Origin of the sequence: Metasolibacillus meyeri, assembly GCF_003049505.1 — a bacterium.
In the GTDB taxonomy this organism is placed as follows: domain Bacteria; phylum Bacillota; class Bacilli; order Bacillales_A; family Planococcaceae; genus Metasolibacillus; species Metasolibacillus meyeri.
The window spans coordinates 1-26,644 of the sequence record NZ_PYWN01000007.1 but is presented as its reverse complement, the minus strand read 5'-3'; the positions used below and the strand labels follow the sequence as shown (position 1 = coordinate 26,644).

The following is a 26,644-nucleotide window of genomic DNA, read 5'->3' as shown; positions in this document are numbered from 1 at the left end:
CTTTACAAATGCCTATATGTCAAGTAACAAACATTAATTCACTATCCATAAAACTATTTCAACATAATTTTTTATGCATAATAAATTCAAAAAACAGTCTAATTTTTGACACAAAAAAGCCGTTCAAAAGCAGTCTAACACTTTACTTTTGAACAGCCGTTATTGTTTTTTGAGGGTTTGAATGTGATTTTTACTCAATGCACCTATTATTTTACTTTAAACTGGCTAATTTCCATTTGTAAGTCGCTTGCCATTGTCTCTAATACATTAGCAGAGCTAGCAATCTCTTCATTCGATGCCGCCTGTTGTTCCGCTGAATTTCCAATATGATGTAGGCTGGATGTGATACCATTTGCAATTTCTGCAATTTCATTAGCTGCGCGACTCGTCTCATTGGTTTTATCATTTACAATACGTACAATGCTAGTTACTTCATTTATTCGCGTGCTAATATTCGCTACATATTCCACAATATTTTTAAACGCTTCTCCAGTTTGCTCAACCGATTCTCGTCCTTCATCTACAAAGCGTGTCCCACTATTAATCGCCGTTACGGCACTTGATGTTTGACTTAAAATATCATCAACTAATGTGCGAATATCATCAGCAGCTCTGCCCGACTCCTCGGCTAGCTTTCTCACTTCATCTGCAACAACCGCAAAGCCTTTGCCAGCCTCACCCGCGCGTGCGGCCTCAATGGAAGCATTTAAAGCGAGCAAATTCGTTTGGTCTGTAATGCTTGTAATTAAAGCTAAAATGGAGCTAATTTCCTTCGATTTTTCTCCTAAAGCATTGACAACTTCTGTTGATTCATTAACAGAGTTATTAATCGTATTCATTTTTCCAATTGTTTGTTCAATCAATTGTAAACCTAAATCTGCTTTTTGACTCGTTTCAGCTGCAACGTCTGCGACATCCTGTACAACAGCCGTTACATGCTCCATTTCCTGATTAATTAAATCCGATGATTCCGACATTTCCTGCATTTTATCCATTTGTCCAGCCGCACCAACGACCATCTCTTGAATAGAATTTGAAATTGTTTCAACAGATGTACTGCTTTGCTCCGTAATTGCTGCAAACTCCCTTGTATATGTCGTCACATCTGTTGACGCTTTGTTCGCTTTTTCAATCACCGTGCCAATTTGCTCTAACATATGATTGAACTCTGTTGATAATTGTCCAATCTCATCTTTATAATGATCATCAATACGCACCGTTAAATCGCCATCTGCCGCTTGTGTCATCGCCTTTAATACTCGATTGACACGCTTTAAAACAATGTAACGTGTACATAGTGCAATAATCACTGTACCGATAAATAGGGAAATAAACGTATTAATTGCAACACCTGCAACGCCATCAAGCTCAATGATTTCACCAACTTGTTTACTAATAAACTCCGAAATATGTGAGCTAATAAATAAACTCACCGCTACTGCTAAAATCATTTTAAATATTAAACTTTTCCAAATTTTAATGTCCCGTGAAATTACTCTTTCCTTTTTCATAATGCCTCCCCATTTCTATGTACGTCTACTATAATTGTAAAATAAATATTAAAATTAGTAAAATAGTTTCCTTATCTTTTTCTTCGGTAATTATTAAGCCCTATTTTAATGGAATTATATTTCGAACGATAAACTTTCCCGCTTATATCATAGGAGGAGGAAACAAATAGAAATTATGCTCTTACACACCGAAAAACTGCTACGTATCGCTTCTTACTACACAAAGGGTATACAAATAGCAAAAGATATTGCGCAGGAAATAGTTAATCAATTACTTTTCTAGCATTCATCCCGCCACTTATGGAACTGGGGGATTTCTGTATCTGCCACTACGCTTTCGATACAAAAAACAATGCCGCTATCGCCCTGCTTCCGCGCAGTAAACATTGCTGAATCAAGTTAAATCTTATGAAAATATAAATAATTATTTAGAACGCAGAGAGGTGGTTTTTTATAATCAACAGACAGAACAAATCGGACTTGCGAAGTATGATGGACCATTCAAAATTTCTTTAGGCTTTGTAGACCCTATATTGATGGAAGGCTTGGTCTAAAATGTTAAGTGAAAAACAGACTAAAAGTAGGACAACAATCCACTTTTTAGTCTGTTTTATTGACGTGCCGCTTAGCTCCACCTATTTACCACTATAGTAGGCTTGCCAAAAATGAAGATACAGGTTTAAAGAAGATGCCATATCATTTTGTAGATTACGAATCGAAGTTGCGATACGCTTGCGTGAATAGGTGGCTTTTTTATTTACATGATAAACTATGGTTTCCTCCATTTGCATTGTTAAATCAATCATCTGCTCTAAATACATTTTCGCCTCATCTGACAGCCCCTCTTCTTGAAAGCCTAGGCGAATAAGCTCGCTTTTAACTAATTGAATATTTGTTAAAAGTTGCGTCCATTCGATGCGCTTCATATGATGGTTAGTATCTGTTAGCCAGTCCATCTCGTACAATAGGAGCAAAGCAATCGAATGTGATACGACATAATCTGGTTGCAGCGCTTTCTCCTCAAATAATGTTCGGAATACGACGAGATCCTCATTATATGTTTGCTGACGCATGTCATCAACTTTCACTGAAACAGTTGGATATACACTTAAAATTGAATAAGGAAAAACCACTGTTGAAAATAGCACAGCAGAAAGTATGGCAATTAAAATAAATGTCCGTTTACGCATTAGGGCTCTTCTATTTCTCATGATTTTGATTGATGCTCCCATTTTTTTAAATAGTTTAGCAGCGTTTGATGCAGCTTCTCATCGACATTCATGATTTCACAGCCACGGTCATCATATAAATGGAAAATACACTTTGTACGCGTATTCACTAAAAAGACATCAGGTGCATATGCGCTATGCCTTCTTTTTAATTGTGGCTTTAAAGAGCGAAAATCTTCATGCATACACGTTTTCAAAAGCCACTGTAATTTCAAATCTGCTACTTGACAAAAAAGCTCCATTTGTTGAATCAGTAACATGTCCTCATCCAATTGCCACATATACTCCTCTATACGCAGCTCATACTTTTTCTTCTGATCTTTCACGTACCTTTGAAAGAAATTGGGATATGCGATTTTTCCTCTATCTATCGGGAATGAGCTGACAACAACAATCATATCATCTGTTTTTTCAAAAAGTAATTTGATCATTTCAGCAACTTGCTGCTCAACCTTATGAAACCTTGCCATATTCAATTCATCACCCATAAATTGGTATATCCCCTGTCCTAATTCAACATGAATTGCCTGCTCCCACTGATGATAAAAACTTGGTGAAAGCTTTAAATCATCATAATGCTCCTGCATAAATTGCTTTAATCTCATAGCTCCCTCCTCACTTTTCACAATTAATATAATGAATAACATCCTCTATATAATTTGCTAAAGGCTGGCCCGTATTGATAACTAAGCATCTATAATTAGCTGGTTTCTTCGCACTGTTAATCGTCACTTGAAAGTCTTCCTCTGACTGAATTTCACTAATTTGGCTCACCATTCTTTGTCGACCTTTTAAACGCTTATTAATTTCAAGAACATCATCCAGATAACATTCAATATATTTATACGTGATACCATATTTTTCAGCTAATTTCATTCCCCTTTCAACCATTTCCTCGTATAGGCACGGACTGTCAAGTATGACGCTATGCCCTTGTGATAAGTGAAAATCAGCTAATGAAAAATCGATATTATAGCTTATTTTCCCCATAAGTTTGCCATCAAGTGAGCCCTCTTCAAGTGAATTTAATAAGGCAGATTTTGCGATATCATGGTCAATAATAATAAAGCCCATTCTAGTAGCAATTTCTCGCGCTAAAGTAGATTTTCCTGAGCCTGGGAACCCAGACATTTGGATAAAGTACATATTCATTTTCCCTCTTTTCAAAACGTTATATTTCAAGCATTCATAAGCATATTTCGGTTACTTTTTAGAAAATCAAGACATTTCATTAATTCCTTATTTCTCCTATAATAACATATATCGATAAATAGCTAGCTACCTCAATTAATAATTTTCATCGTGACATCTAAAAAAACATATGCTATATTGTTAACTAATTACATAGCCATCCACTGGAGGTGCCGTTGTGAACGGCTGAGATCAAAGTAAACTTTGGGATTCCTGGAACCTGATCTAGTTCATACTAGCGTAGGAAAGTGGGCGTCTCTTAGTCGTTACGATTGTTAAGTATGCGTTACTTTTCCTATGGGAGAAGTAACGCTTTTTTTATTGGAGGAAACCAAAATGATTCATGCCATTACGAGCGGTAAAGGACTAACAGTGCAAGTAATCAATCGAATAAAGGAAATCACCCCTATTGTTGATGCGATTGTTATACGCGAAAAACAGCTCTCGTTTGCAGAAATAGATAACGGGATTATCACGCTTTTACAAGCAGGCGTAAAAGCGAAGCAATTAATTATTCACACGCATATGGAACTTGCTTACAAATACAGCTTGCTCGGTTGTCACTTAGCAGCGAATCAAGCTATCAATGCAGCGCAGCATCCTTTTTTATGTGGGCAATCTACGCATACAAAGGAGGAAGCTTACCTAAGCGTGACAAGAGGCATGGATTATATCTATTTCTCTCCCATTTTCCCGACGACTAGTAAGCTAAATGTACCTGCTAAAGGGCTTCAAGCACTTACTGATATATGCCAAGCGGTTGAAATACCGGTGGTGGCACTTGGTGGTATGACACATACAAATACTCGAAAGGTGATACGGGCTGGTGCACAAGGCTATGCTTCAATCTCAATGTTTTTTGACTAAGGAGGGCAATTTATGAAGGGAGACAGCTTTACCATTATCGGTGGCGGTGTTATCGGACTATCCATTGCTTATCAATTATTAAAGCAACAGCAACATGTGACGATTTTTCATGCAGAAAAAACAACAACAGCATCACTCGCAGCTGGTGGTATGCTAGGCGGTCAAAATGAATTTTATGCGCCCTCCCCCCTTTATGATTTAGCGATAGAAAGCCGGTCGTTACATAAAAAAATCGCACAGGAGTTATTTGAGCTAACAGGACAAGATGTGGGGTTATTACCATCAGGGCTTATTAAAATTGCGGCAAATGAACAAGGCTTGCAAGATTTACAGCAGCAATACGATTTTTTACATAAAGACCGCCCTGCCTCTATCCGTTGGTTAAATCAAAGCGATTTACAGCAAGCAGAGCCATTATTAGGGCAAGCCGTTGCACAAGGCTTTCATATTTACGAAGACCATCAAGTAAATGCAAGAGCTTTAACAAAGGCATTGTTTCTTGCTGTACAACAGCTTGGTGCAACCATCATTGACGAGGAAGTCGTCGCGATTGAAAAGGAGCAACAGCAAATTACCTATGTGCAAACAACTTGTGCCCGCTATGCTGTTGCACAGGTAGTTTTAGCAGCAGGCGCTTGGACAACAAAGCTGGCGACAACTTTGAATATTACTTGTCCAATGCATCCAGTCAAAGGCGAATGCTTAATGCTAAAGGCAGATCAGCTACCAAAGGCAACGATTTTTTCAACAGATGGTTGCTATATCGTACCAAAGCAGCAGCGGTTTATATTAATTGGTGCGACAAGCTACCCGCTGCAAGACGATGATGCCGTGACAGCTGGTGGCATCCATTCTTTATTAACACGTGCGTTTCACATACTACCATCATTAACCAGGGCAGAAATCATTGAAACATGGTGTGGTGTGCGACCACAAACAATTGATGGGCTACCGATTATGGGCGATACGCAATATAGCAATTTATTTTTATGCACAGGGCATTATCGCAATGGCATTTTATTAAGCGCCATTACAGGGCTTTTATTTAGCCAAGCATTATTAGGTGACAATACAGCGAAACAACGTTTAGCCCCATTTGCATTGCAGCGCTTTACAATTTAAAGGAGGTGTTTATTTTGCACTTATACATAAACGGGCATCGTATGGAGGTACCACAGTCGATTACAACCGTCGTGCAATTACTTGACCATTTACAGCTAAATAAGGAGCTTGCCATTGTAGAAGTAAATGCTGAAATTTTACAGCCTACGGAGCGTGATGGCAAAAAAATTCAAGTAGATGACCGTATTGAAATTGTACAGTTTGTAGGAGGAGGATAATGATGTTACATATTGGACCATACCGTTTTAACTCACGTCTATTATTAGGCACAGGGAAATTTACAGATTTTGATACACAAAAGGAAGCCGTAAAAATATCGGAAACGGAAATTTTAACGTTCGCTGTGCGCCGTATGAATATTTTCGAGCCAACACAGCCTAATTTTTTAGAAAAAATTGATGTGCAAAACTATACGCTCTTGCCGAATACAGCAGGGGCTAACAATGCCGAGGAAGCTGTGCGCATCGCTAACTTAGCAAAAGCCTCTGGTTTATGTGATATGGTGAAAGTAGAAATTATTGGATGCCCTCAAACATTGCTACCAGATCCTGTAGAAACGTTGCGTGCAACAGAAATGTTGCTCGAGCAAGGCTTTATCGTCTTACCTTACACTTCGGACGACGTATTATTAGCAAAGCGCCTGCAAGATTTAGGCTGCCATGCGATTATGCCGGGGGCTTCCCCAATCGGCTCTGGTATGGGCATTGTCAACCCGCTTAATTTATCTTTTATAATTGAGCAAGCGAAGGTACCTGTTATCGTTGATGCAGGAATTGGCTCCGCGGTAGATGCCGCGCAGGCGATGGAGCTCGGTGCAGATGCGGTATTGTTAAATACAGCCGTATCAGGTGCTAAAGATCCTGTAAAGATGGCTTCTGCGATGAAGCATGCCATCATTGCGGGGCGTGAAAGCTTTGAGGCTGGACGTATAGCGAAAAAAATATATGGCACTGCCTCTAGCCCGTTAGAAGGGATTAGCAAGTGAGCCGTTACTCAAGACAGGAACGCTTTTTAGCTATCGGCACAAACGGACAAACGCTACTTGCTGACAAGCATGTCCTCATCATTGGTGTTGGCGCACTTGGTGCAACGATTGCTGATTTACTAGTGCGAGCAGGTGTCGGTGAGATTTCACTTGTTGACCGTGATTTCGTCGATTTATCTAATTTACAGCGTCAAATGCTTTACAGCGAAGCAGATGTCACAGCACGTTTACCAAAGGCAACGGCCGCCAAAAGACGCTTGCAGGAAATTAACCATACAACGATAATTCATGCCTATAATGAGGAAGCCAATGTTGAATTTTTTGAGCATATGCTAACAACGCATTCTATTGACTTAATGATCGATGGCACAGATCATTTCGATATTCGCTTTGTTATGAACGATATTGCACATAAATATAGTATTCCTTGGATTTACGGTGCATGCGTTGCAGCAAGCAGCCTTTCCTTTTTCATCAAACCGGGAAAAACAACTTGCCTACACTGTATAATGGGTGACTTACCCTCTACAGGACCGACATGTGACACAGCAGGCATTTTAGCCTCTGCCTCACAAATAACGGCTGCTCTACAAGTGGCGGAAGCATTGAAATATTTAACGGACAATGAAGCCGCAATGCGTGGCACGGTTTTCTCCATCGATGTCTGGCAAAATACGTTTTCCTCTGTCAATGTCGAGGCATTGCGCAAACCGACCTGCCCTACATGCGGAGAAAAGCCAACTTATCCATTTTTACAGCCAAACGCTACAACAAAATTTGCTTCATTGTGTGGACGCGATACAGTGCAAATTCGTCCTGTCTATAAAATGCGCGATTTACTCGCATTAAAAGAGCAGTTACAAGCAGAGAAAATAAGCCATTTCAACGATTTTCTCATCAGCTTTCATGCGCAAGAGTATCAGCTCACCGCGTTTAAGGATGGTCGCGTCTTCGTGCATGGCACTGCCGATATCCAACAAGCCAAAAGCATTTATTATCAATATTTTACTTAATCAAAATACGGGGCTGCTTGAAAAGGGATCAATCTTTTTCAAATACGCCCCTATTTTTTGGTTGAGCGAATTTGCTTGTCTTGCGTGCGAATCATTACTTTTAAGCTAGAAAGCAAAATACCATGTACTAGGCAACCCTCATCCTGTTATTTAACGATTGCCAAGAAAACTGTAAATTCGATACGCTCCATTTGCTTCTTTTTTATTAAAATTATAAAGGAAAAACAAAAATTAAATAGAATATAGAATTTAGTAGATAACATAAAGGAGAAAACAACTTAATGAAAACACCACCATTTACAACTTCCTCAATTTAAATTCAAATTTGAGGAGGAAACTTAATGCAGGCTTTATTAGTAATTGATGTACAAAATGGATTAGTTGACCTCGCACAATGTAATGATACATTAGCGAATATTGAACAATTAATTCAAAGATTTCAAACACAACAAAAACCAATTATTTTCATTCAGCATTTCGATGAGACACAGGAAAGTGTGCTTCACCCCGCAAACATAGGCGCACAAATCATTGAGCGCTATCAGCCATATATAGAGCACCTTGTTATCAAGAAAACGCCAAGCGCCTTTTATCAAACAAACTTGCAGGAACTATTAGCAAGTTTAAGTGTTGAACATGTATATATCACAGGCTTCAATACGGAGTTTTGCTGTCAATTTACAGCCATCGCCGCCTATGACCGCGGCTTCCGCACAACCTTTATCGAGGATGCGACAAATACAGTGAACAATTCGGATACCTATGAAATGTCAGGCTTAGATATTCGAGATTTTGTCGGAACTGTGCTGCATTGGTCAAATGTCATTGAGGTGCTGGATATAGAGGAGTATTTGGAAAGCTAGTAGAAAAAAAGCAACCTCCTTTTTGCGGTGGTTGCTTTTTTCGATACATTCGCTACTGCCTTTTGTGCCGATAAAATTAATATACAAAAAATCCATACTAATAAGGTAAATAAAATAGTCGACATCCATGTACTGATAGCTGTCTCTTCATCTTTTTATTTTTTTCATAATACTGACTGAGCTTAAACAAAAATAATTACTAAGATTGGTGCACCGTAAACTGCAATAAAATGAATATTTCTCACCTCATATAGTAGATATTAGGAACTTATAAAGCTTTGACTTCCTGTATATTAGCAAATATATTCAATGTATAATACAGTTGGATTAAAGAAAGTGGTTCGTTCTCTTTAACCTGTTTTTCTAAATTATTATTTGCAGAAAGCTTCAATTGTTCGAAAAACATTTCAAACTCTTCGCTATTAAATAGTAAATTAGAAAGAAGATATGCTACAATAGGCTCCTCTACTGCATCATCTATTTCCGTTTTAAAACTCTGTATCAATAACAACGTATCCTCTTGTGTTAATTCATTCGTTAAATCCAATACATTTAGTAAAAATAAAGATTCTTCAAAAGTTAATTCTTTTTTTTGTTTATTCCATAGCTCTCGAAGCGAAAATTCCTTCAATAAGTCATTCCCCAACAAATTAAGCGTTTTGAAATAGAAGTATAAATCTCGAAAATCACCTCTAGGTATAACTTCTGAATTTATTTTTTCTTTGATTAATTTTTGATTTTTAACATCTATATCCGAATTCACCATTTTAGAAAGCGCCACAAAATAATAAGTTTCAAATGCATTGGCACTAGTCATGTCAAATGGTAGGGAATCCATATTTATTTTTTGTTTACTGTCATTTATATTTAATAATTGATCAATATGGTAAACAAAAAACATATTTTCTAAAGAAGGTACTGTTTTGAATAGAGGAGAAAAACCACCATTTGTCCCTTGCTGTAATAATAAAGTGTTTCTTAACCCCTCCTTTCCATTCACCTCACTATCTAAATACTGAAGAAATTCTATTGCTATTAAAATCCCCTGTTCTTCAGAGTTTTCATCAAAAAATACATGCCAACCTAAATCTTCATTTTGATTTTGCACAAGCAGATTATATAATTTCTTTTCTAAATCAGGCGCTTGATAACCTGTGTATTTGGACCAGCCCATATAAATGTTCATATCAAATAAATTCCAATTATCCTGCTTATTTAATTTTCGAATGAATGTATCATACATTTCTTTTGGAATACTCTTTTTCATCCCTATTCGCTCAAGTGCTTGATATCCATTTAAAATTGCATTAAATTCTTCAGATTCTATGTTCCAATCTTGCACTGCCTTTACTAGCCATGCCTTGGTGTGCTCACTCACTTCTAAATTTAAATGATGCAATATAGCTATTGCTTGAGATGTAGAATAGATTAGCACTCCTTTATCATCTTCTACTTCCAAATTAGAGCGATAGGCTCCATTATCTAATAATAATTCATTTAAGATCACTTCAAAAACTGCTATTTCATCTTTGTCTATTTTTAATTTCAGCATTTTTATTAATTCCATTGCATAAAAAAGATCATTCATTTGATTTATATTATCACTTTGGTTTTTCAACACTTCTAAATCTTTGAATAGAAAGCTCTTTAAATCATTTTTCTCACTTTCGTCAAACTGATATTCCAAGAGTAGTAAGGATTTAACCATGAAATAAGTTGAGTACAATGTTCCAAATTGATGTTGGTAAGGTTGAATAGATATTTGCCCTTCTGGCATTAATAGTTTATTTTTCAATCTTATGTATTTTTTCTTCACTTCCGTTTCATACGGGAGGTTTTCTAAACTTACAACTTCATATGGTTTACTTTCAATAAAAACTCTTGCCTTTTGTCCTTTTATTAGCATTATTATCCCTATACTTGTTATTAAAAGAACAATCGCTAGTAATATTTTCAAATTAATTTTCTTCATCCTAATCTCCTATCCCAACTTCCAAATCATAAACATGAAATTCAATATTGTCGCTTATCCATACTTTAACAAAATAAAAACATACTGTATATCCGTATTTACCGCAATTCTCGTACTTTATTGCGGTAAATATGGATATACAGACTTCCAATAAAACGGTAAAATTTAAGAATAAGCATTTTTTAAAGGTTATAATCTTTTTTGCATATATACAAAGGAGGAGATTGTATTGAAAAAATTGAAAACGCTTTTGGCTATATTGTTTTCAGCATTATTATTAAGCGCATGTGCAACGAAGGATGTGCTTGTATATGAAGGAGAAAGTGAAAATTGGCACGTAATATATACTATTACAAAGACATCGGATGATTCGTATGATTATAACCTTCAGTACCACTATAAAGGAAATAAACAAGAGTTAAAGAAATTTGATGAAATCGCCTTTCGTTTTGAAACACCTTTAAGCAATAGTGGTGGTGCTATACCAATCACTTTATTAAATTTGGACGATGAAAGTAAAGCAGTATTTGAATCAAGTGGCCCCCATACAGATGTTTTGTTATTAAATACAACATCAGATTTGAATGTTATTATTACATGGGGGGATAATGAAGAATCATTTGAAATAACGTTTACTGATTGAATTAAGCATGAATGCGAATGATAGACAATTTAAAGTAAAGAATCTTTATTAAAATTGATACACTATATTCTAAAACGTAGATGTATATTATTATTTTATAAAGAGGGCCGTTGGTTAACAACGTTCCAATATAAATGTAAAAGAAGTCCAAACCTACATAACAAAAACAGGTGCAATGGATTATTGTACAATATAGTAAAAAGGCAAGAATATTATTAGAGGCGCAATTTCCAAATACGCAACAAGAAATTGCACATATCATATCAATGCTTGAATAGAGGTTTTCAATCATGTCTCAACATATTTTACTATTTATAGCGCTACTAGTAGTTTGGGCGTTTGCTTTTTGGCATGGCTATGCATACCGATTACCCTATACAAGTATGGAGGATCCTAGTATTGGTGATTTTCTAGCCATTACGCTCTACAATGATTCTACTTATTTCATTGGAGCCGCATTTTTAATCATTGGCTTTTATACGTATACGAAAAAGCCAACATCTATTGTCATACAGCGTTTTTTTTATTTAATGTCTGTTGCAGGCATTGCGATTACTTATGCAAAACCCGCCAGCTATAAAATTCCTATTACTTATGAAATCGAAATACTGGCTGTGAGCTTTTCTGCATATTTTTTACTATACTTCTTTGAATTTTTCCCTATGACAGGGAGAGCAAAATGGTTCCATCAAATAAAATGGTTAACGTTAGGACTTGCTATTTTTATTAATACTTTAAAGTTGATCGAACAGCTAGTTCATTTTCAACATAATCGACTCATTACTATTTACCTCACTGATGCGCAAGTTACATGTAGATAATCGTATGCAAATTGTGATGAAGGCGATGGAGGATGGCTTGCTAACAACACAATAGTATTAAAGAAAAAAAGCAACTTCCCTTTTTTATGGTAGTTGCTTTTAGACTTTAATGGCTGTTCATCGAATCCTTATATTGCTTTAGTAAATCCTCAGCTAAACGATCTACTGTATAATTATCTGTTATATTTCCTTCTAGCGCCATTTGATTGATTAGTTTCTCCACTTTCAAAGTATTTTCATACTGTGCTAACACATCCGGGTGTGTGAAATAATCATCTGTTGACACATTGTATTTTATGGATAAAATTTCTATTATTTCTTGCATTTGCGGTGAGTCGGTTTGTTGGAATCCCATTTTAGTTTGAAGAGCATAGTCCATTACTTCATCTTCTCTGACTGGCATATTTTGCTCATTCGCCATTTGTTGAAGAAGCTTTGATTTAAGCATACGATCCAACAATTCCTCATCTGTTAAATCAAATTCAAGCTGATTATATTCATGCACGAGTTCTACACTTTCCTTGTGTTCGGCAAATTCCTGCTCTGTAATTTCAATCTGTTTGATTTCTTGCAACAGGATTGAATCTTCCTTTGCACTGCAAGCCGTAGAAAATACAAGCACTATGCCTAATAGCCATGCATAATTTATTTTGCTCATACTATCTTCTCCCAACTCATAAAAACGCTAGCTTCTTCACTCCGTAAATTTCGGCTTACGCTTCTCCACAACCGCCTGCACACCTTCCTGAAAATCTGCAAGCTCTGTGACGAGTCCCATTTGTGAGGAAATATAGTCGAGCGATGAGCGCAAAGACATCGTTTGACTTTGATAGACCGCGCGCTTAATAAATTGAATCGCCGTGGTTGGCCCATTTGCTAATTTTTCTGCATAAGCTTGCGTATACTGCTCTAGCTCTTCATCCGGCACAACAAATGTCACAAGCCCTGCTTCCTTTGCTTCATCTGCTGATAAGATACGCGCTGTCCATAGCATATCGAGCGCCTTATCAATGCCAACAAGCTTTGGTAAAAAATAGGCTCCACCATCTCCAGGCACAATGCCTACATTGACATAGCTCTCGGAAAATTTCGTGAACTGTGCGACGATGCGAATATCGCACATTAATGCCATATCAAGCCCTGCACCAAAGGCAAAGCCATGCACCTGTGCAATAACGGGCTTATCGATTTCTTCTAATAAAAGTGGCACACGCTGGACACGTTTCCATAAGGAATTTTTGCGGGCCAGTGCGGTTGACGTAATATCATCCTTACTTTCGAAAAATCCTTTGCCTGCTGCCATTGCCTTAATATCTCCACCTGCACAAAAGCATTTACCGCTTCCTTTAACAATCAACACGCGAATTGCGTCATCATCGCGCACCATTTCAAGCGCCTGAATCCATCTCGCTAGCATATCCTCACTAAAGGCATTCATCGCTTCAGGACGATTGAGTGTGATTGTTGCAATTCCATCCTGTACATCAAATAATAAGTCAGCCATTCAAAATCCCCCTTATTGCGTCGTCATCCAAGCCCAGACATCTTCAACCTGTAATAAATCTGCTGCTAGCTGCTCTTGCCAGTAATGTGCTGTAAAGCCTTCATCACGCCATGCCCATAGGCGACGCGTATAATGCTGCAAGCTATGCTCATAGGTCACACCGATTGCAGCATGCACTTGATGTGCGGCAGTCGCCACGGTTTTACTCGCTTCATCTAAACGAATACTAGCGAATGCGACTTCGAATCGCTCTGTTTCGTCTACAAGCGAACCTGCCATATTTTCAATCGCTGCTGTTGCAATCGCTGCCTCACCTGCAAGAATCGCTAAATGCTGCTGGACAAGCTGGAAGCGATGAATCGGGCGGCCGAATTGCTCTCGCTCCTTAGAATAGCGAACCGTAAGCTGAAATGCTTTGTCGAGTGCACCAGCAATAGCAGATAATTTTGCGGCGGTTGCATATTTTATAAGCTTTTGAAATTGTAGCTCATTGACTTCAATTTGAGCGATGATTTCAGCCTGCTCGAAGCTCACTGTATCACGCGGTTCAGCTGCTAAATTTGTTGCATACGTCATTTCTGCCTGTATTAAATCTACAGCAACTAGCTTTGTGCTATCATTCTCTTTAGCGAAAGTAACGAGCTGCTGCGCAGTTCTTGCCCATGGGACATGATGAATAGTCCCATCAAGTCGGCCGTTCGTTAGTGTAAGCGTTTGCTGTTCGTTCAATAAGATGGTTGTTATCGATGAAAATGGTGTCAGCCCAACAAGCTCTATGATAAAATTAGCAAGCGTATGCTCAAGCACAGGCGCTGGCACTGCATAATAACCTGTTAGCTGATAAAGCGCCAACAAATCAGCAATATCTCCATTTGCCCCACCATGCTGCTCAGCTACAGCAACTTTCAACAGCTCATTATCCTCTAGTTGCTGCCATAGTGCGGTTGCCCATTTTTCTTCTTCCAGCAAATCAACCGTTTCTTTTGTCACAAAATCTTTGCACATCTTTTCAAAAACGTCTGATACGATTTCTAACATTTCACTCATTGCGCAACAACCCCTTTCGCTACAATGCCGTACAGTACCTCTGATGTACCACCTCTTATTGTAAAGCCTGGTGCATGGAGGATGGATTCTGCCATATAGCGATCAAATGCGCGCTCTGCTTGCAAGTTTGGATACGCTCGAACAAGCAATCGTGCAATTTCAGGTATTTTTTGCTCAAATTTTGTGCCAATGCTTTTGACAAGTGCGGCTGGAATGCCTACTTCTCCGCCTTCCTCTAACACTTGTGCTACGCCAATCGATAAATTGCGCAAGCTCCACATTTCGGCTAATAGCTTGCAAGCCGTTGCTAAACCAACCGTATCCTTTGCCTTTTTTAATTCAATAATTAATTCATTTAATAGTGGAAATGTGCTCAAAATACGCTCAGGACCACTACGCTCAAACGCAAGCTCCGCTAAGCCTTGTGCCCAACCATTACCGAGTGTTCCAACAACCATGGCATCAGGTACAAAAACATTATCGAAAAACACATCGTTAAAATGTCTTTCCCCTGTTAAATAAGGAATCGGCGTAATCGTTACACCGGGTGCATGCAAATCAAGTATTAATTGGCTCAACCCTTTATGCTTATGCTGCTCATCATAAGGTGCTGTGCGAACAAGCGTCACCATGTAATGCGCATCATGTGCGTTACTAGTCCACGTCTTCGCCCCGTTCACAAGCCAGCCACCATCTACCTTTTCAGCCTTCGTTCGGACTGATGCTAAATCAGAGCCACTATTCGGCTCACTCAGTCCAATCCCAAAAAAGCAATCCCCTTGAATAATTTTCGGTAGGAAAAACCGGCGCTGCTCCTTCGTTCCAAAGCGTAACAACAAAGGTCCCGTCTGTCGATCCGCAAACCAATGTGCAGCAACGGGCGCACCTGCCGCCAAAAATTCCTCCGTTAAAATATAGCGATCAATCGTGCTACGCTCGCTACCCCCATACGCACTTGGCCAAGTCATACCAATCCAGCCTTGTGCTGCTACTAATTTTGAAAAAGCAGGATCACTCCCGCTTAACCATGAATCACATTTTGTTCGAAATGTTCCTTCCTTGAGATGCTGCTGCAAAAAAGCGCGCACCTCTAAACGAAACGCTTGCTGCTCTTTCGTAAATTGCACAACTGGTAATTTCATTTCTCCCATCCCCTTTTGTCATGCTTCCCCTCTATTTTATCGCCTGCTAGGTGTAAATGTCTAACAATTTTGAATTGCATTTAATTTTCAGAATTGTTTGTGTGCCAGGCACCGTCCAAACCGTCCATTTTTTCTAGCTGCTCAATAAAGTTTCTCGACTTTAAACGTATGCCCGTCTGCTCCTCATAAATCGTTGTCACGATTTTCTTAATAAACATCTTTGTCTGTGGCTTTAAATCAAGCTTACCAACTTGCTCAATCGGCATCATATAAAACATACGGATGAGCTTGAGTTGCGTCGGTGATAAGCGAATAATATACGGGTCATGATGGTAGCAACGATGGCATAAAAAACCGCCTTGTGCAAAAGAAAAGGCAAACTCACCATCTGCTGCGCCACAGGAAGCACAGGCATGTAAAATTGGCTGTACTCCTGCGAACGGTAGCATTTTCCAATCAACAAATAGTGCGATGGCTTCTGGGTCATAGCCTTCATCTATCGCAAGTAATGCTTGCCTGACAACTTCAAAGGCAAAAGGCTGTGGTTCTCCCTCTTCCACTAAACGGTCTACTAGCTCTCCGATATAGCTTGCATATGCGGTTGCACGAATATCGGTTTGTAATGTGCGCATCGCATTTAAATGCTCCCCCTGTTGCAAAGTGCCCATCCCTGTTGTTCGTTGCACCAAATACAGACCATACATAAAAGGCTGCGTAATACCTGCTAAGCGGCTTGTTGGTTTTTTCGCACCGCGCGCCATAACAGCAACTTTTCCTGCTTCACGTGTCAGCAATGTGACGATTTTATTGGATTCTCCATAAGCTCTTGCCTTCAAGACGATTCCTTCCCACTTATGTAACATCAATAGCCCCCCTTTCATTTTTATTCTACGTTTTTCGAGATTTATTCCATGTTTTTGAAGGTTTATTCTACGTTTTTTCGGTTTTATTCTACGTTTTTAGAAGTTTATTCTACGTTTGTCCAATGTAAGCAAAAGAAACTCCCACATCACAGCGGGAGTTTTTCTTTTACTTAATATTCATCCTCGCGGAAGCCAAAGTCACGTAAATGTGTTTGTTTATTACGCCAGTCTTTTTGTACTTTTACCCATAGCTCTAAGTATACTTTTGAACCGAGTAGCATTTCGATATCTTTGCGTGCTAACGTGCCGACTTCCTTCAATAATGCACCGCGCTTACCGATAACGATTCCCTTTTGTGAATCGCGCTCCACCATGATTGTTGCTTGTACGCGAATCATATTTTCGTTTTCTTCATCGCGTTTAATTTTATCGATGACAACTGCAATCGAATGCGGAATTTCTTCGCGCGTTAAATGCAGCACTTTTTCACGAATGAGCTCTGAAATAATGAAGCGCTCAGGGTGATCTGTCACTTGGTCCGCTGGATAATATTGTGGACCTTCAGGTAGATATTCCTCAAGCTTTGCTAATAAATTTTCAACATTATTTCCTTGTAGTGCGGAAATTGGGACAATCTCACTGAATGGATACTTGTCTTTATACGATTCAATAATCGTAATTAATTCGTCTGGATGCACTTGGTCAATTTTATTAATGATTAAAAAGACGGGCGTTTGATTACCAGCTAAAAGCTCTAAAATAAACTCGTCCCCTTTGCCGATTTTTTGTTCAGCGTTGACCATAAACAAAATGACATCGACTTCACGCAATGTATTTTTCGATACCTTTAACATAAATTCACCTAATTTATGCTTTGGCTTATGAATGCCTGGTGTATCGATAAAAATCATTTGCGAATGATCCTGTGTCAGCACGCCTTGCACTTTATTGCGTGTCGTTTGCGGTTTGTCTGACATAATCGCAATCTTCTGTCCAACTACGCGATTTAAAAACGTTGATTTCCCTACATTTGGTCGGCCAATAATTGAAATAAAGCCCGATTTATAGGGATTGTTTGCTTGCTGCATAATCTAAATCCTCCGTTGTGAATGCGCCTGGTAACAGTTCACCAACTGTTGTTTCCTGTACATCACCTTTTAAGTTTGTTAAATAGACTGGCATCTCTGGTGCAAAAAATTCGCTCATCACTTGGCGGCATGCCCCACATGGTGAGCAAGGTTTGTCCGTATCTGCTACAATCGCAATCCCCTTAAATTTCTTAACCCCTTCTGATACCGCTTTAAAAATTGCTGTTCGCTCTGCGCAGTTTGCCATACTATATGCTGCATTTTCAATATTACAGCCTAAATACACCGTGCCATCCTCCGCTAATAATGCTGCGCCTACTGGAAACTTTGAATACGGTACATACGCCTTTTCGCGTGCTACCTTTGATTGTTCCATTAATGTTTGTTTATCCATTCTTGTTGCCTCCTCAAATTACATCAAAACCATTTCGGAAAAAAAATGAGTACTCCGATTATAACACTGCCAATGGCAAATACAAGTACCGCGCCTGCTGCTATGTCCTTTGCTGCCTTTGCCAACGGGTGAATTTCCGCAGTAGCTAAATCCACTACACGTTCAATGGCACTGTTGATCATTTCTGCACCGATGACAAGCACAATAACTAACACGATCACTAACCATTCCAGCGTCGTTAAACCTGTTAACAAGCCTGCAATCGTGACGATACATGCACTCGCTAAATGAAAGCGCATATTTTGCTCCTTTGTTGCTGCTACTATCCCTTGAAAAGCATAAATAAAGGAGCGGAAAAACTTGCGAATATCCATTATGCCTCGCGCCCTAAGCCAAAGGATGATAGAATTGCATTTTGCTTATCAAACATTTCTTTTTCATCTTGCTCATTCATATGGTCATAGCCTAATAAATGAAGAAAACCATGTACCGCTAAAAAGCCTAGCTCCCGCTCGAATGAATGCCCATAGTCATCTGCTTGCTCCTGCGTGCGCTCTACGGAAATAATAATATCACCTAAAATGCGTGGTAGCCCTTCACCAATGATTTCTGTTTCGCCTTCTCCTAATTCCTCTAATGCAAAGGAGATGACATCAGTTGGCTGATCTTTATCACGGTACTGTCGATTGATTTCATGAATAGCTTCATTTGTCACAAATGTAACAGACAGCTCACTGTTATCATCAACCTGTTCCTCGCTTGCTGCATGTTGCAATAAGCGTTCAACTAAATCGATATGCGTCTCTTGCACCGTGTTCGTTTCATCTAAAAAGTCAATCATTAACGTCATAGATTGTCCTCCTATTTTGGATATTCAATACGTGAATGGAATGTACCATTCAGTGTTTCACATAATACATCTTCAATTATTTTTAATTCCTTTAAGGAAATATCGCATTCATCAAATTGATCATCCTGCACACGGTCCTGAATAATAGACTGTACAAGCTTTTTAATTTTTTCAGCATTTGGCTCTTTCATTGATCGTACAGCAGCCTCTACACTATCTGCCACACTAATAACTGCTGCTTCCTTCGTTTGTGGCTTCGGTCCTGGGTAACGGAATGCTGCTTCATCAACATTCATGCCTTCTTCCTTCGCTTTATAAACGAAAAACTTCAACAAACTTGTACCATGATGCTGCAATGCAATATCAATAATTTCCTGTGGCATTTTATGCTTGCGCAATAGCTCTGCACCATCTGTCGTATGTGCGATAATAATATCCGCGCTCGATTGTGGTGGCAATGTGTCATGTGGGTTAATACCCGACATCTGATTTTCGATGAAGAAGGTAGGTCTTCTCGTCTTTCCTACATCATGGTAATAACAGCCAACACGCGCTAATAGCCCATCGGCACCAATTGCCTCACAAGATGCTTCTGCTAAGTTTGCCACCATAATACTATGATGATAAGTACCTGGGGTTTCTGTTAATAATTTTCTAAGCAACGGATGATTTGGATTGGACAGCTCAATTAATCGCATCGTTGACAATATGCCAAATGCCGATTCAAAGAACGGTAGTAGCCCCATTGTCAACGCACCAGAAAGCACCGCTGAAATGATAGCTGCTGTAAAATAGAAACCTACCTCTGTTATACCATAACCTGTCTGTGACATGAGTAAATAGAAACTAATAAATAACATATTGACGATGGATAAAATACCACATGCCTGTAATAGAGAAGAACGTTTTTCAAGGCTGCGCATAAAGTACAATGTCGTAAAGCCACCAAACATAATATACAAGGCAATATCCATTTGCAGCACTGCAGCATAGCCACTATGGAACATAACACCTGCTGTCGCTGCAGTCATTACCGTCACAATCGCTGCCACTCGGTCATCTACAAGCAATCGAAGAAGCATTGTGGCAAGCGCCACTGGGAATAAAAATGCAACCATTACATCAAAGTTATCTGCCACAACACTAATTAATTTCATAATAATGATACATATTGTATAAACAAAGGTTGTTACAAGTAACTCATTGCGAAGTTTCGGTATCGGTTTTTTTGAACGTTCAAAAACAATATATAGAAAGGTCATCTGTAAGAAAATTAAAATGAGTAGTCCAAAAACTGGCTTTAATGACCCTTTCGTATCGAGCATACCTAACAATTCTAGTTGCCGATATATTTCTCGGTCAATCAGCTCACCTTCTTGTACGATAATTTGTCCTTGTAAAATACGTGTTGGCTCTACCATGTCACGTGCTTGTCGCACACGTAAAGCCGTCTTTTCTTCATCCAACACTTCCGTTTCTACAATGGCTGCCCGTCCAAGCGTAATCGCTGTATTCAGCAATGGCTCTGCTATCGTGGATTGCTGACGTATTTTACTGTCAATTTCATTGCGAATCGTTAATATTTGATCTCTGCGAAACGGTCGATCTAACGTATTCTCTACAATTTGCGCCAAGCTATCTCTCGTAGTGGTTAATAGCTCCTCGTCAATTGTTAACAGAACCTCTAGCTGTGTATTACCAATGCTTAAAGAATTTTGCGATTCAGTAATATCCCTTAAGCTTGTTTTTAATTGCTCTACCTTTTTTTCTATTGGATCATCTTTTGTCTCTTTTCTTACATCAAGCACAATATCAAAAATCGATGTGATAATGGCTGTTCGATGGTCTGCCACTTCTTCATTAAAAACATAAACGGGCTCTATAGACTTTTCTGCATTATCGCGTTCTCTTTCAGTTTTCACTGAATCTTCTATCGTTTTTACAGAACGAATTGTTTCGGGTGCAAGCTGTAGCAATTGTATATCATATGTAATGCCTCTTACATTGCCTGCCATAAATAAAAATTGAATCGTTGCTGTAATTAAGAGGACTAGAATTAAGAAATAACGAAATTGAACGACTTGCATTATGTTTTTTAACTGTTTTCTCATTGCACACCTCCACTTCTTATTTTACCAATTTTTGAGCGTGATTTCATGTCATTTTCGTGGATTTGCTAAAAGGAACTATTTTTCTGAAATATTATCTTTTAAAAAGTTAAAGTATTTTCCTGATTATAAAGGTTAGGGCTGTTTGAAAAGTGAGTACCTTTTCAAACAGCCCTCGTCATTCATTATAACTCCTGCTCTACATATGCTTGAATAACTTTTGCTACAAGCGGGTGGCGCACGACATCCCCTTGCTCAAGCATTTGGAAATGAATATCTTTGACATATTTCAATGTGCGCTCTGCAATAATAAGACCTGACTCTGTATTTTTCGGTAAATCAATTTGTGTTTTGTCACCTGTAATAACCATTTTAGAGCCAAAGCCAAGGCGTGTTAAAAACATTTTCATTTGCTGATGCGTTGTATTTTGTGCCTCATCCAAAATGACAAATGCATCATCTAACGTACGACCGCGCATATAGGCTAATGGCGCAATTTCAATTGTGCCGCGCTCAATTAGTCGCTGCGTTTGTTCCACACCGTAAATATCGTGTAGTGCATCATAAAGTGGGCGTAAATATGGATCAACCTTCTCTTTTAAATCACCTGGTAAAAAGCCTAGTGATTCACCTGCTTCAACAGCAGGTCGAGTTAAAATAATGCGCTTTACATGCCCGTTTTTCAACGCTTGCGTCGCCATAACAACCGCTAAATAAGTTTTCCCTGTGCCAGCTGGGCCGATACCGAAAATTAAATCGCGATGGCGAATGGCGCGTATATATTCACGTTGTCCAATCGTTTTTGCACGAATCGGTCTACCTTTCGTATTGCGTGCAATTTCTTCCTCATAAAGCTCTGAGAAATATTCAATTGTTCCTTTATTCGTCATTTCAATAGCCGTTGCTACATCTCGCTGATCAACATTAATTCCTTTTCGAATCACTTGCAGCAGTGCATGTAATACAGATTTAGCCTGTTCTTTCTTTGTCTCATCATCACCCGCAATTTGCACAACTTCCCCACGTGTAATGACTTGTACTTTATACGTTTCTTCAATTAATTTAATATTCGCATCCGACATGCCTAATAGCATAACCGCTTCATTCGGATTATCTAACTGTAATTGTGAATTTTTTTCTGACATTCCAACGCTCCTTAATGAATAGGATAAGGTTTTGCAATATTTTCATTTATTAAATAAAGAACCTTCCCCTTTACTTTACCACCTTCAAATTGAATGTGTAAAAGGTTTTCTTTCTTAATTCTACTTTTCATTGGTAATGATTGACTCAATTTTTCATGCAATAACGGCATAATGCGCGATTCAATATGTTCCTCCGTCAATGTTTCTACTACTTTTTCTCTCGTCTCTATTTTTGCAATACGTATATACCGTGCTAACCAATCTGGTAATGACAGCGATTTTATTTCTGTCGGTAACCCTTCGTTGGCAAATGTTATATGCCACGCTTCCTCCGTCACAATCTCATATTGGACTTCCAAAGGGATGATAAAATCGCTTTCTAACCAATAATCTGCATACACGTCACCAACCGCGCCGATTAGCAGTTGCTTCTCTCCTACAACCATGAGCCCCGATACAAGCGTATCTCCTTTATACACGGTCGTATTAGGTGCCACTTTGCGTTCGCCGCTTTTAATATCAAAATGAGTAATGACGCCACTATTTCGCGCAATTAGATGATAATAGCCATCGTTATTTTCCTTCACTTCATTTTTCGGCGCTAGCTGGGGCTGAATGGTCATTTTACTGCCCACTTTTGCAACATGTACCCAGGAATATTCACGAAAGCTTTGCATAATGAATTCACGCACTTCCTGATCTGTTGGCAAGCTTTTTTTTAAGATTGGTGCAGCAAATTCCTCTTGTACTAAGCGCTCAATCGCAAATTTTTCTTCAGGTGTCGTTGCTTGTACGTCAATTTCCCAAATCCAATAATTGCAAAGCATCGGTATGAGCCAAAGGCAAAGTAGGCTAATAAAGGTTGTAAGTCGCTTTGGCAGTAGCTCGTCTGTTGTTAAATAATGCAGCTTCAATTTGACACGGTATTTGCTACGTGCTTTACGCAACACACCGATATGCTGGCGTGCCAATTCAAATTGTAGCGCATCCTTCGTCGAACGTAGATGATAGATTGCGATGTGATGGCTATGTAAATATTGTAGTAAATCATTTGTTTTTTGATTTTTTTGCACAGACACGCGCACACGTCGATAGTCGATTTTATGCATTCTTTTCAATTTGTAGTGCATGTAATTTTTCGCATGAGACGGTAAAGCCATTCGTCGCTAAAACCGTGACAGTAATGCGTTCTCCCATAATATGCACAACATAATCTTCTATCATACACGAGCAACTCGCTTCAGATGCAGCTATGATGCGATAATTGCCATGCCATTTAAATAATTGAAAGTTTGTCATTTCAAATATAGCAGCCATTTGAAATAGTTTTTTCATAAAAACAGCCTCCCTTTCTCGTACTATATGCAATAGAAAAAGGAGGCATGTATAAGTTTAACGTACTTGACGCTGTTTCGCTTTTGGTAGACCTATAATTTCCGCAGCGACAACCGCTTGAATGAGCGCTTTCTTCGTTGTTGGAGGAGTAAATACAGCTGTTTCTCGCTCCTTCATTTGTGCTACACGAGGTGTTTGCTCAATATTTTGTCGTGCTGTTGAAGGTCTGTGAATCACTTCTGGCACTTCTACTTTTTCCACAACAACTGGCTCTGTTTTTGACTTTGGTGGTACAGGCTTAGACGCCTGCCATTGCTGTTCCACCTCGGCCTTTTTTTGTTCAAGCTGTCCAAAAATTTCATTAGCGAAATCTTCTAACGTTCTAGCTGGCTTTGTCTTCGTCTGACGTGGCTCGTTTTTAGGTTGCGATTGCTCATTAAATGGTGGCATGCTTTTCGTGTTTTTAGGTTTCTCTTTTTTACTATTAAATAAAGAGGAGATAATCGCGATTACAATAAAGCCAATTATTGCTTCCATTTAAGCAACCTCCCTTCTAGCTTATGCGATGCACTATTTGTTTTGCGTATTGTCATCATTTGTTGACTTAGCGATTGAATCACGCATCATCGTATCCGCTTGAATGTTTTTGTAGTTCATATAATCCATAATGCCAAGGTTGCCTGAACGTAAAGCTTCCGCCATCGCCATCGGTACTTCTGCCTCTGCCTCTACAACTTTCGCCTTCATCTCTTGCACTTTCGCTACCATCTCTTGCTCTGAGGCAACAGCCATTGCACGGCGTTCTTCCGCTTTTGCTTGCGCAATATTTTTATCCGCTTGCGCCTGCTCAATTTGTAATTCTGCACCGATGTTTTTACCGATGTCCACATCCGCAATGTCAATGGATAAAATTTCGAATGCTGTACCTGAATCTAAGCCTTTTGATAAAACTGTTTGTGAAATTAAATCTGGATTTTCTAAAACCACTGAATGTGATTTAGAAGAACCAATTGTTGAGACAATCCCTTCGCCAACACGAGCAATAATTGTATCTTCACCCGCACCACCGACTAAACGATCTAAGTTTGTACGCACTGTAATACGTGCCTTTGCCTTTACTTCAATCCCGTTAATTGCTACACCTGCGATAAATGGTGTTTCAATTACTTTCGGGTTAACCGACATTTGTACTGCCTCTAATACATCACGACCTGCTAAATCAATCGCAGCCCCACGCTCAAATGATAATTCAATATTGGCACGGTGCGCAGCGATTAACGCGTTTACTACGCGGTCTACGTTACCACCTGCTAAATAATGTGACTCTAGTTGATTAATCGTTACTTCAATCCCCGCTTTATGTGCCTTAATTAAAGGATTCACAATGCGTGATGGAATTACGCGACGTAAACGCATCCCAATTAATGTGAAAATACTTACACGAACTCCTGCCGCTAATGCACTAATCCACAGCGTTACTGGAACGAATGTGAAGAAGATTGCTAGGACGATAAAAATAGCAACGATAATAATCGTTAAACCAATGATACCTGCATCTTGAAACATATTATAATTCCTCCATTTCTTCTATTGCTCGCACAACAATGCGTGAGCCTTCTACCTTAATAATTTCTACTTGCTTACCAGCGTCGATATAGCTGCCATCTGACACAGCATCAACACGTTCACCGTCAATGAAAACGACACCTGCTGGTCTAAACGGTGTGACAGTCTTACCTTTTTTGCCAATAAGCTCAAGTCGATTGACATTGGAAACATAACCTTCCTCTGTCGTTGTTGCATCTTTTAACACCAATTTGTTAAACATATGCAACTTTTTGCCAAAGAATTTCATAAGTATCACCATTCCTATAACTGCAATTAACATCGCAATTAAAATTGAATACCCCATTTGAACAAAATCAGCCCCTGCTAAAAGTAAGCTTAATACAATTAGCACGCCACCTATAATTCCAACAATGCCTCCGGGGACGAAAAATTCCGCAATTATAAGGATTATACCAATAAGTAGCAGTAAAATCGATTCATAGCCTGCGAATCCTGCAATCAAATGGCCAAAGAAGAATAGACCAAGTGCGGATAAGCCCATAATGCCAGATACACCAAAACCTGGTGAATAAAGTTCAATAACTAAGCCAAGGCTTGCAATCGATAATAAGATTGGGATGACAATAGGATTTGTGACAATGCGCGTAATTTGCTCAGCGACTGTCGGTTCCATATTAATCACTGTACTATCCGCTAAACCTTCTTTTGCTAACACTTCCTGTAAGCTTGATACAATTCCATTCGAGTAATCCACTTCCAACGCCTCTGCTGCTGACAATGTTAAATACTTGCCTTTAGGTGCTCGATACTCGCTCATATCGACTGTTGGATCAGCCATCGCTCGTGCATACTCTGGATTTCGATCTGTGCTTTCTGCCGCAGCTATCATTTGTGTAATCCAAGCACTTTGTGCCTTTAATTCTGCTGCGTTGCCAGTACCGTCAATAACGCCTGCTGAGCCGATGGTCGCATCTGATGTCATATAAATAGCATCTGCATTCAATGCAATCAAAGCCCCTGCTGAATGCGCTTTCGTATTAATAAAAGCGATGACGCGTATATCGGATTGTTTGATGATTTTTGCGATATCTTCTGCTGCATCTGTGAAGCCACCGGGCGTATGTATTTCAAGCACGATTGCTTCTGCACCATGACTCTCTGCATCTTGAAATGCACGTTGTAAAAAAGCTGCTAATCCTTTTTCCACATTGTTTTCAATCGGCACATGGTATACTTTGCTTTCGGCAAATGCTTGTGTAGGAAATGCTAAAATAATCGATAGCATCAAGAGTACAAACCAACTAAGTATTCGTGTCCTTTTCATCACATTTCTCCTTGTATATTATATTTAAGGTTTTTATCTCTCGATGTTTTATAGGATG

General features: G+C 39.0%; 29 protein-coding genes and 1 riboswitch. Of the genes, 8 read left to right on the top strand and 21 right to left on the bottom strand.

Annotated elements, in window-relative coordinates; genetic code table 11:
• Positions 1–206 precede the first annotated feature (206 nt).
• The 4 genes from C9J34_RS01365 to C9J34_RS01350 form a co-directional block, all read right to left on the bottom strand.
• On the bottom strand, positions 207–1,511 hold the full coding sequence (locus tag C9J34_RS01365; RefSeq protein WP_107838060.1) for a methyl-accepting chemotaxis protein: 1,305 nt from the start codon (positions 1,509–1,511) through the stop codon (positions 207–209).
• A gap of 635 nt (positions 1,512–2,146) precedes the next feature.
• Entirely contained in the window at positions 2,147–2,701 is a 555-nt protein-coding gene (locus tag C9J34_RS01360) for a hypothetical protein (RefSeq protein WP_107838059.1), read from the bottom strand.
• 17 nt (positions 2,702–2,718) lie between these two features.
• Entirely contained in the window at positions 2,719–3,345 is a 627-nt protein-coding gene (locus C9J34_RS01355) for a DUF3885 domain-containing protein (RefSeq protein WP_107838058.1), read from the bottom strand.
• Positions 3,346–3,355: 10 nt separating this feature from the next.
• Positions 3,356–3,886, bottom strand: a complete 531-nt coding sequence (locus C9J34_RS01350; protein ID WP_107838057.1) for a P-loop nucleotide/nucleoside kinase family protein — start codon at positions 3,884–3,886, stop codon at positions 3,356–3,358.
• Positions 3,887–4,087: 201 nt separating this feature from the next.
• Positions 4,088–4,195: riboswitch (TPP riboswitch) on the top strand.
• Positions 4,196–4,267: 72 nt separating this feature from the next.
• Between C9J34_RS01350 and C9J34_RS01345 the strand changes: the two genes are divergently transcribed.
• From C9J34_RS01345 to C9J34_RS01320, 6 genes are all read left to right on the top strand, one after another.
• Entirely contained in the window at positions 4,268–4,798 is a 531-nt protein-coding gene (locus C9J34_RS01345) for a thiamine phosphate synthase (RefSeq protein WP_193768848.1), read from the top strand.
• Positions 4,799–4,810: 12 nt separating this feature from the next.
• Positions 4,811–5,920 carry a glycine oxidase ThiO gene (gene thiO / locus C9J34_RS01340; RefSeq protein WP_107838055.1) on the top strand — a complete coding sequence of 370 codons (1,110 nt, stop codon included), beginning with the start codon at positions 4,811–4,813 and terminating at the stop codon, positions 5,918–5,920.
• 14 nt (positions 5,921–5,934) lie between these two features.
• On the top strand, positions 5,935–6,138 hold the full coding sequence (gene thiS, locus C9J34_RS01335; RefSeq protein WP_107838054.1) for a sulfur carrier protein ThiS: 204 nt from the start codon (positions 5,935–5,937) through the stop codon (positions 6,136–6,138).
• A 2-nt stretch (positions 6,139–6,140) separates the two neighbouring features.
• Positions 6,141–6,905 (top strand): thiazole synthase, encoded by a 765-nt coding sequence (locus C9J34_RS01330; RefSeq protein WP_107838061.1) that lies wholly within the window; start codon positions 6,141–6,143, stop codon positions 6,903–6,905.
• Positions 6,902–7,918 carry a ThiF family adenylyltransferase gene (locus C9J34_RS01325; protein ID WP_107838053.1) on the top strand — a complete coding sequence of 339 codons (1,017 nt, stop codon included), beginning with the start codon at positions 6,902–6,904 and terminating at the stop codon, positions 7,916–7,918. The genes C9J34_RS01330 and C9J34_RS01325 overlap by 4 nt, the downstream gene beginning before the upstream one ends.
• A gap of 341 nt (positions 7,919–8,259) precedes the next feature.
• Positions 8,260–8,781, top strand: a complete 522-nt coding sequence (locus C9J34_RS01320) for an isochorismatase family protein (protein WP_107838052.1) — start codon at positions 8,260–8,262, stop codon at positions 8,779–8,781.
• 268 nt (positions 8,782–9,049) lie between these two features.
• Here C9J34_RS01320 and C9J34_RS01315 read toward each other — a convergent pair whose 3' ends face one another.
• Complete coding sequence (locus C9J34_RS01315) at positions 9,050–10,753, bottom strand: prenyltransferase/squalene oxidase repeat-containing protein (RefSeq protein WP_107838051.1); 1,704 nt, start codon at positions 10,751–10,753, stop codon at positions 9,050–9,052.
• A gap of 229 nt (positions 10,754–10,982) precedes the next feature.
• On the opposite strand from C9J34_RS01315, the gene C9J34_RS01310 reads away from it, so the two are divergent.
• Positions 10,983–11,396 carry an outer membrane protein assembly factor BamD gene (locus C9J34_RS01310; protein ID WP_107838050.1) on the top strand — a complete coding sequence of 138 codons (414 nt, stop codon included), beginning with the start codon at positions 10,983–10,985 and terminating at the stop codon, positions 11,394–11,396.
• Positions 11,397–11,686: 290 nt separating this feature from the next.
• Complete coding sequence (locus C9J34_RS01305; RefSeq protein ID WP_107838049.1) at positions 11,687–12,217, top strand: hypothetical protein; 531 nt, start codon at positions 11,687–11,689, stop codon at positions 12,215–12,217.
• Positions 12,218–12,323: 106 nt separating this feature from the next.
• Here the strand turns inward: C9J34_RS01305 and C9J34_RS01300 are convergent, their stop codons facing one another.
• From C9J34_RS01300 to C9J34_RS01230, 16 genes are all read right to left on the bottom strand, one after another.
• Complete coding sequence (locus C9J34_RS01300) at positions 12,324–12,875, bottom strand: hypothetical protein (protein WP_107838048.1); 552 nt, start codon at positions 12,873–12,875, stop codon at positions 12,324–12,326.
• A gap of 36 nt (positions 12,876–12,911) precedes the next feature.
• Positions 12,912–13,721, bottom strand: coding sequence for an enoyl-CoA hydratase/isomerase family protein (locus C9J34_RS01295; protein WP_107838047.1), 810 nt, complete (start codon positions 13,719–13,721; stop codon positions 12,912–12,914).
• Positions 13,722–13,733: 12 nt separating this feature from the next.
• Positions 13,734–14,768 (bottom strand): acyl-CoA dehydrogenase family protein, encoded by a 1,035-nt coding sequence (locus C9J34_RS01290; protein WP_107838046.1) that lies wholly within the window; start codon positions 14,766–14,768, stop codon positions 13,734–13,736.
• Complete coding sequence (locus C9J34_RS01285; RefSeq protein ID WP_107838045.1) at positions 14,765–15,910, bottom strand: acyl-CoA dehydrogenase family protein; 1,146 nt, start codon at positions 15,908–15,910, stop codon at positions 14,765–14,767. Before C9J34_RS01285 ends, C9J34_RS01290 begins: the two co-directional genes overlap by 4 nt.
• Before the next feature lie 80 nt (positions 15,911–15,990).
• On the bottom strand, positions 15,991–16,773 hold the full coding sequence (recO, locus tag C9J34_RS01280; RefSeq protein WP_107838044.1) for a DNA repair protein RecO: 783 nt from the start codon (positions 16,771–16,773) through the stop codon (positions 15,991–15,993).
• A 170-nt stretch (positions 16,774–16,943) separates the two neighbouring features.
• The gene (gene era / locus C9J34_RS01275) at positions 16,944–17,861 is read right to left on the bottom strand and encodes a GTPase Era (RefSeq protein ID WP_107838043.1); all 918 of its coding nucleotides are present in this window, start codon (positions 17,859–17,861) and stop codon (positions 16,944–16,946) included.
• Positions 17,836–18,255, bottom strand: coding sequence for a cytidine deaminase (locus C9J34_RS01270; RefSeq protein ID WP_107838042.1), 420 nt, complete (start codon positions 18,253–18,255; stop codon positions 17,836–17,838). Before C9J34_RS01270 ends, era begins: the two co-directional genes overlap by 26 nt.
• Positions 18,256–18,278: 23 nt before the next feature.
• The gene (locus tag C9J34_RS01265; RefSeq protein ID WP_107838041.1) at positions 18,279–18,629 is read right to left on the bottom strand and encodes a diacylglycerol kinase family protein; all 351 of its coding nucleotides are present in this window, start codon (positions 18,627–18,629) and stop codon (positions 18,279–18,281) included.
• Complete coding sequence (ybeY, locus tag C9J34_RS01260) at positions 18,629–19,105, bottom strand: rRNA maturation RNase YbeY (RefSeq protein ID WP_107838040.1); 477 nt, start codon at positions 19,103–19,105, stop codon at positions 18,629–18,631. The genes C9J34_RS01265 and ybeY overlap by 1 nt, the downstream gene beginning before the upstream one ends.
• 11 nt (positions 19,106–19,116) lie before the next feature.
• Positions 19,117–21,216, bottom strand: a complete 2,100-nt coding sequence (locus tag C9J34_RS01255; RefSeq protein WP_107838039.1) for an HD family phosphohydrolase — start codon at positions 21,214–21,216, stop codon at positions 19,117–19,119.
• A 182-nt stretch (positions 21,217–21,398) separates the two neighbouring features.
• The gene (locus tag C9J34_RS01250; RefSeq protein ID WP_107838038.1) at positions 21,399–22,358 is read right to left on the bottom strand and encodes a PhoH family protein; all 960 of its coding nucleotides are present in this window, start codon (positions 22,356–22,358) and stop codon (positions 21,399–21,401) included.
• An 11-nt stretch (positions 22,359–22,369) separates the two neighbouring features.
• On the bottom strand, positions 22,370–23,488 hold the full coding sequence (locus tag C9J34_RS01245) for a sporulation protein YqfD (RefSeq protein ID WP_193768847.1): 1,119 nt from the start codon (positions 23,486–23,488) through the stop codon (positions 22,370–22,372).
• On the bottom strand, positions 23,460–23,693 hold the full coding sequence (locus C9J34_RS21675; protein WP_153062596.1) for a hypothetical protein: 234 nt from the start codon (positions 23,691–23,693) through the stop codon (positions 23,460–23,462). Before C9J34_RS21675 ends, C9J34_RS01245 begins: the two co-directional genes overlap by 29 nt.
• A 57-nt stretch (positions 23,694–23,750) precedes the next feature.
• Positions 23,751–24,230, bottom strand: coding sequence for a hypothetical protein (locus C9J34_RS01240; protein ID WP_107838036.1), 480 nt, complete (start codon positions 24,228–24,230; stop codon positions 23,751–23,753).
• A 33-nt stretch (positions 24,231–24,263) separates the two neighbouring features.
• On the bottom strand, positions 24,264–25,259 hold the full coding sequence (gene floA, locus C9J34_RS01235; RefSeq protein WP_107838035.1) for a flotillin-like protein FloA: 996 nt from the start codon (positions 25,257–25,259) through the stop codon (positions 24,264–24,266).
• Position 25,260: 1 nt separating this feature from the next.
• Complete coding sequence (locus tag C9J34_RS01230; protein WP_107838034.1) at positions 25,261–26,586, bottom strand: NfeD family protein; 1,326 nt, start codon at positions 26,584–26,586, stop codon at positions 25,261–25,263.
• Between the last annotated feature and the right edge of the window lie 58 nt (positions 26,587–26,644).

What these genes read in the sequence shown, in the direction of transcription:
- C9J34_RS01365 (WP_107838060.1), bottom strand. Translation starts at nt 1,511, where the DNA reads ATGAAAAAGGAAAGAGTAATTTCACGGGACATTAAAATTTGGAAAAGT.
- C9J34_RS01360 (WP_107838059.1), bottom strand. Translation starts at nt 2,701, where the DNA reads ATGCGTAAACGGACATTTATTTTAATTGCCATACTTTCTGCTGTGCTA.
- C9J34_RS01355 (WP_107838058.1), bottom strand. Translation starts at nt 3,345, where the DNA reads ATGAGATTAAAGCAATTTATGCAGGAGCATTATGATGATTTAAAGCTT.
- C9J34_RS01350 (WP_107838057.1), bottom strand. Translation starts at nt 3,886, where the DNA reads ATGTACTTTATCCAAATGTCTGGGTTCCCAGGCTCAGGAAAATCTACT.
- C9J34_RS01345 (WP_193768848.1), top strand. Translation starts at nt 4,268, where the DNA reads ATGATTCATGCCATTACGAGCGGTAAAGGACTAACAGTGCAAGTAATC.
- thiO (WP_107838055.1), top strand. Translation starts at nt 4,811, where the DNA reads ATGAAGGGAGACAGCTTTACCATTATCGGTGGCGGTGTTATCGGACTA.
- C9J34_RS01330 (WP_107838061.1), top strand. Translation starts at nt 6,141, where the DNA reads ATGTTACATATTGGACCATACCGTTTTAACTCACGTCTATTATTAGGC.
- C9J34_RS01320 (WP_107838052.1), top strand. Translation starts at nt 8,260, where the DNA reads ATGCAGGCTTTATTAGTAATTGATGTACAAAATGGATTAGTTGACCTC.
- C9J34_RS01315 (WP_107838051.1), bottom strand. Translation starts at nt 10,753, where the DNA reads ATGAAGAAAATTAATTTGAAAATATTACTAGCGATTGTTCTTTTAATA.
- C9J34_RS01305 (WP_107838049.1), top strand. Translation starts at nt 11,687, where the DNA reads ATGTCTCAACATATTTTACTATTTATAGCGCTACTAGTAGTTTGGGCG.
- C9J34_RS01300 (WP_107838048.1), bottom strand. Translation starts at nt 12,875, where the DNA reads ATGAGCAAAATAAATTATGCATGGCTATTAGGCATAGTGCTTGTATTT.
- C9J34_RS01295 (WP_107838047.1), bottom strand. Translation starts at nt 13,721, where the DNA reads ATGGCTGACTTATTATTTGATGTACAGGATGGAATTGCAACAATCACA.
- C9J34_RS01290 (WP_107838046.1), bottom strand. Translation starts at nt 14,768, where the DNA reads ATGAGTGAAATGTTAGAAATCGTATCAGACGTTTTTGAAAAGATGTGC.
- C9J34_RS01285 (WP_107838045.1), bottom strand. Translation starts at nt 15,910, where the DNA reads ATGAAATTACCAGTTGTGCAATTTACGAAAGAGCAGCAAGCGTTTCGT.
- recO (WP_107838044.1), bottom strand. Translation starts at nt 16,773, where the DNA reads ATGTTACATAAGTGGGAAGGAATCGTCTTGAAGGCAAGAGCTTATGGA.
- era (WP_107838043.1), bottom strand. Translation starts at nt 17,861, where the DNA reads ATGCAGCAAGCAAACAATCCCTATAAATCGGGCTTTATTTCAATTATT.
- C9J34_RS01270 (WP_107838042.1), bottom strand. Translation starts at nt 18,255, where the DNA reads ATGGATAAACAAACATTAATGGAACAATCAAAGGTAGCACGCGAAAAG.
- C9J34_RS01265 (WP_107838041.1), bottom strand. Translation starts at nt 18,629, where the DNA reads ATGGATATTCGCAAGTTTTTCCGCTCCTTTATTTATGCTTTTCAAGGG.
- ybeY (WP_107838040.1), bottom strand. Translation starts at nt 19,105, where the DNA reads ATGACGTTAATGATTGACTTTTTAGATGAAACGAACACGGTGCAAGAG.
- C9J34_RS01255 (WP_107838039.1), bottom strand. Translation starts at nt 21,216, where the DNA reads ATGAGAAAACAGTTAAAAAACATAATGCAAGTCGTTCAATTTCGTTAT.
- C9J34_RS01250 (WP_107838038.1), bottom strand. Translation starts at nt 22,358, where the DNA reads ATGTCAGAAAAAAATTCACAATTACAGTTAGATAATCCGAATGAAGCG.
- C9J34_RS01245 (WP_193768847.1), bottom strand. Translation starts at nt 23,488, where the DNA reads ATGCACTACAAATTGAAAAGAATGCATAAAATCGACTATCGACGTGTG.
- C9J34_RS21675 (WP_153062596.1), bottom strand. Translation starts at nt 23,693, where the DNA reads ATGAAAAAACTATTTCAAATGGCTGCTATATTTGAAATGACAAACTTT.
- C9J34_RS01240 (WP_107838036.1), bottom strand. Translation starts at nt 24,230, where the DNA reads ATGGAAGCAATAATTGGCTTTATTGTAATCGCGATTATCTCCTCTTTA.
- floA (WP_107838035.1), bottom strand. Translation starts at nt 25,259, where the DNA reads ATGTTTCAAGATGCAGGTATCATTGGTTTAACGATTATTATCGTTGCT.
- C9J34_RS01230 (WP_107838034.1), bottom strand. Translation starts at nt 26,586, where the DNA reads ATGAAAAGGACACGAATACTTAGTTGGTTTGTACTCTTGATGCTATCG.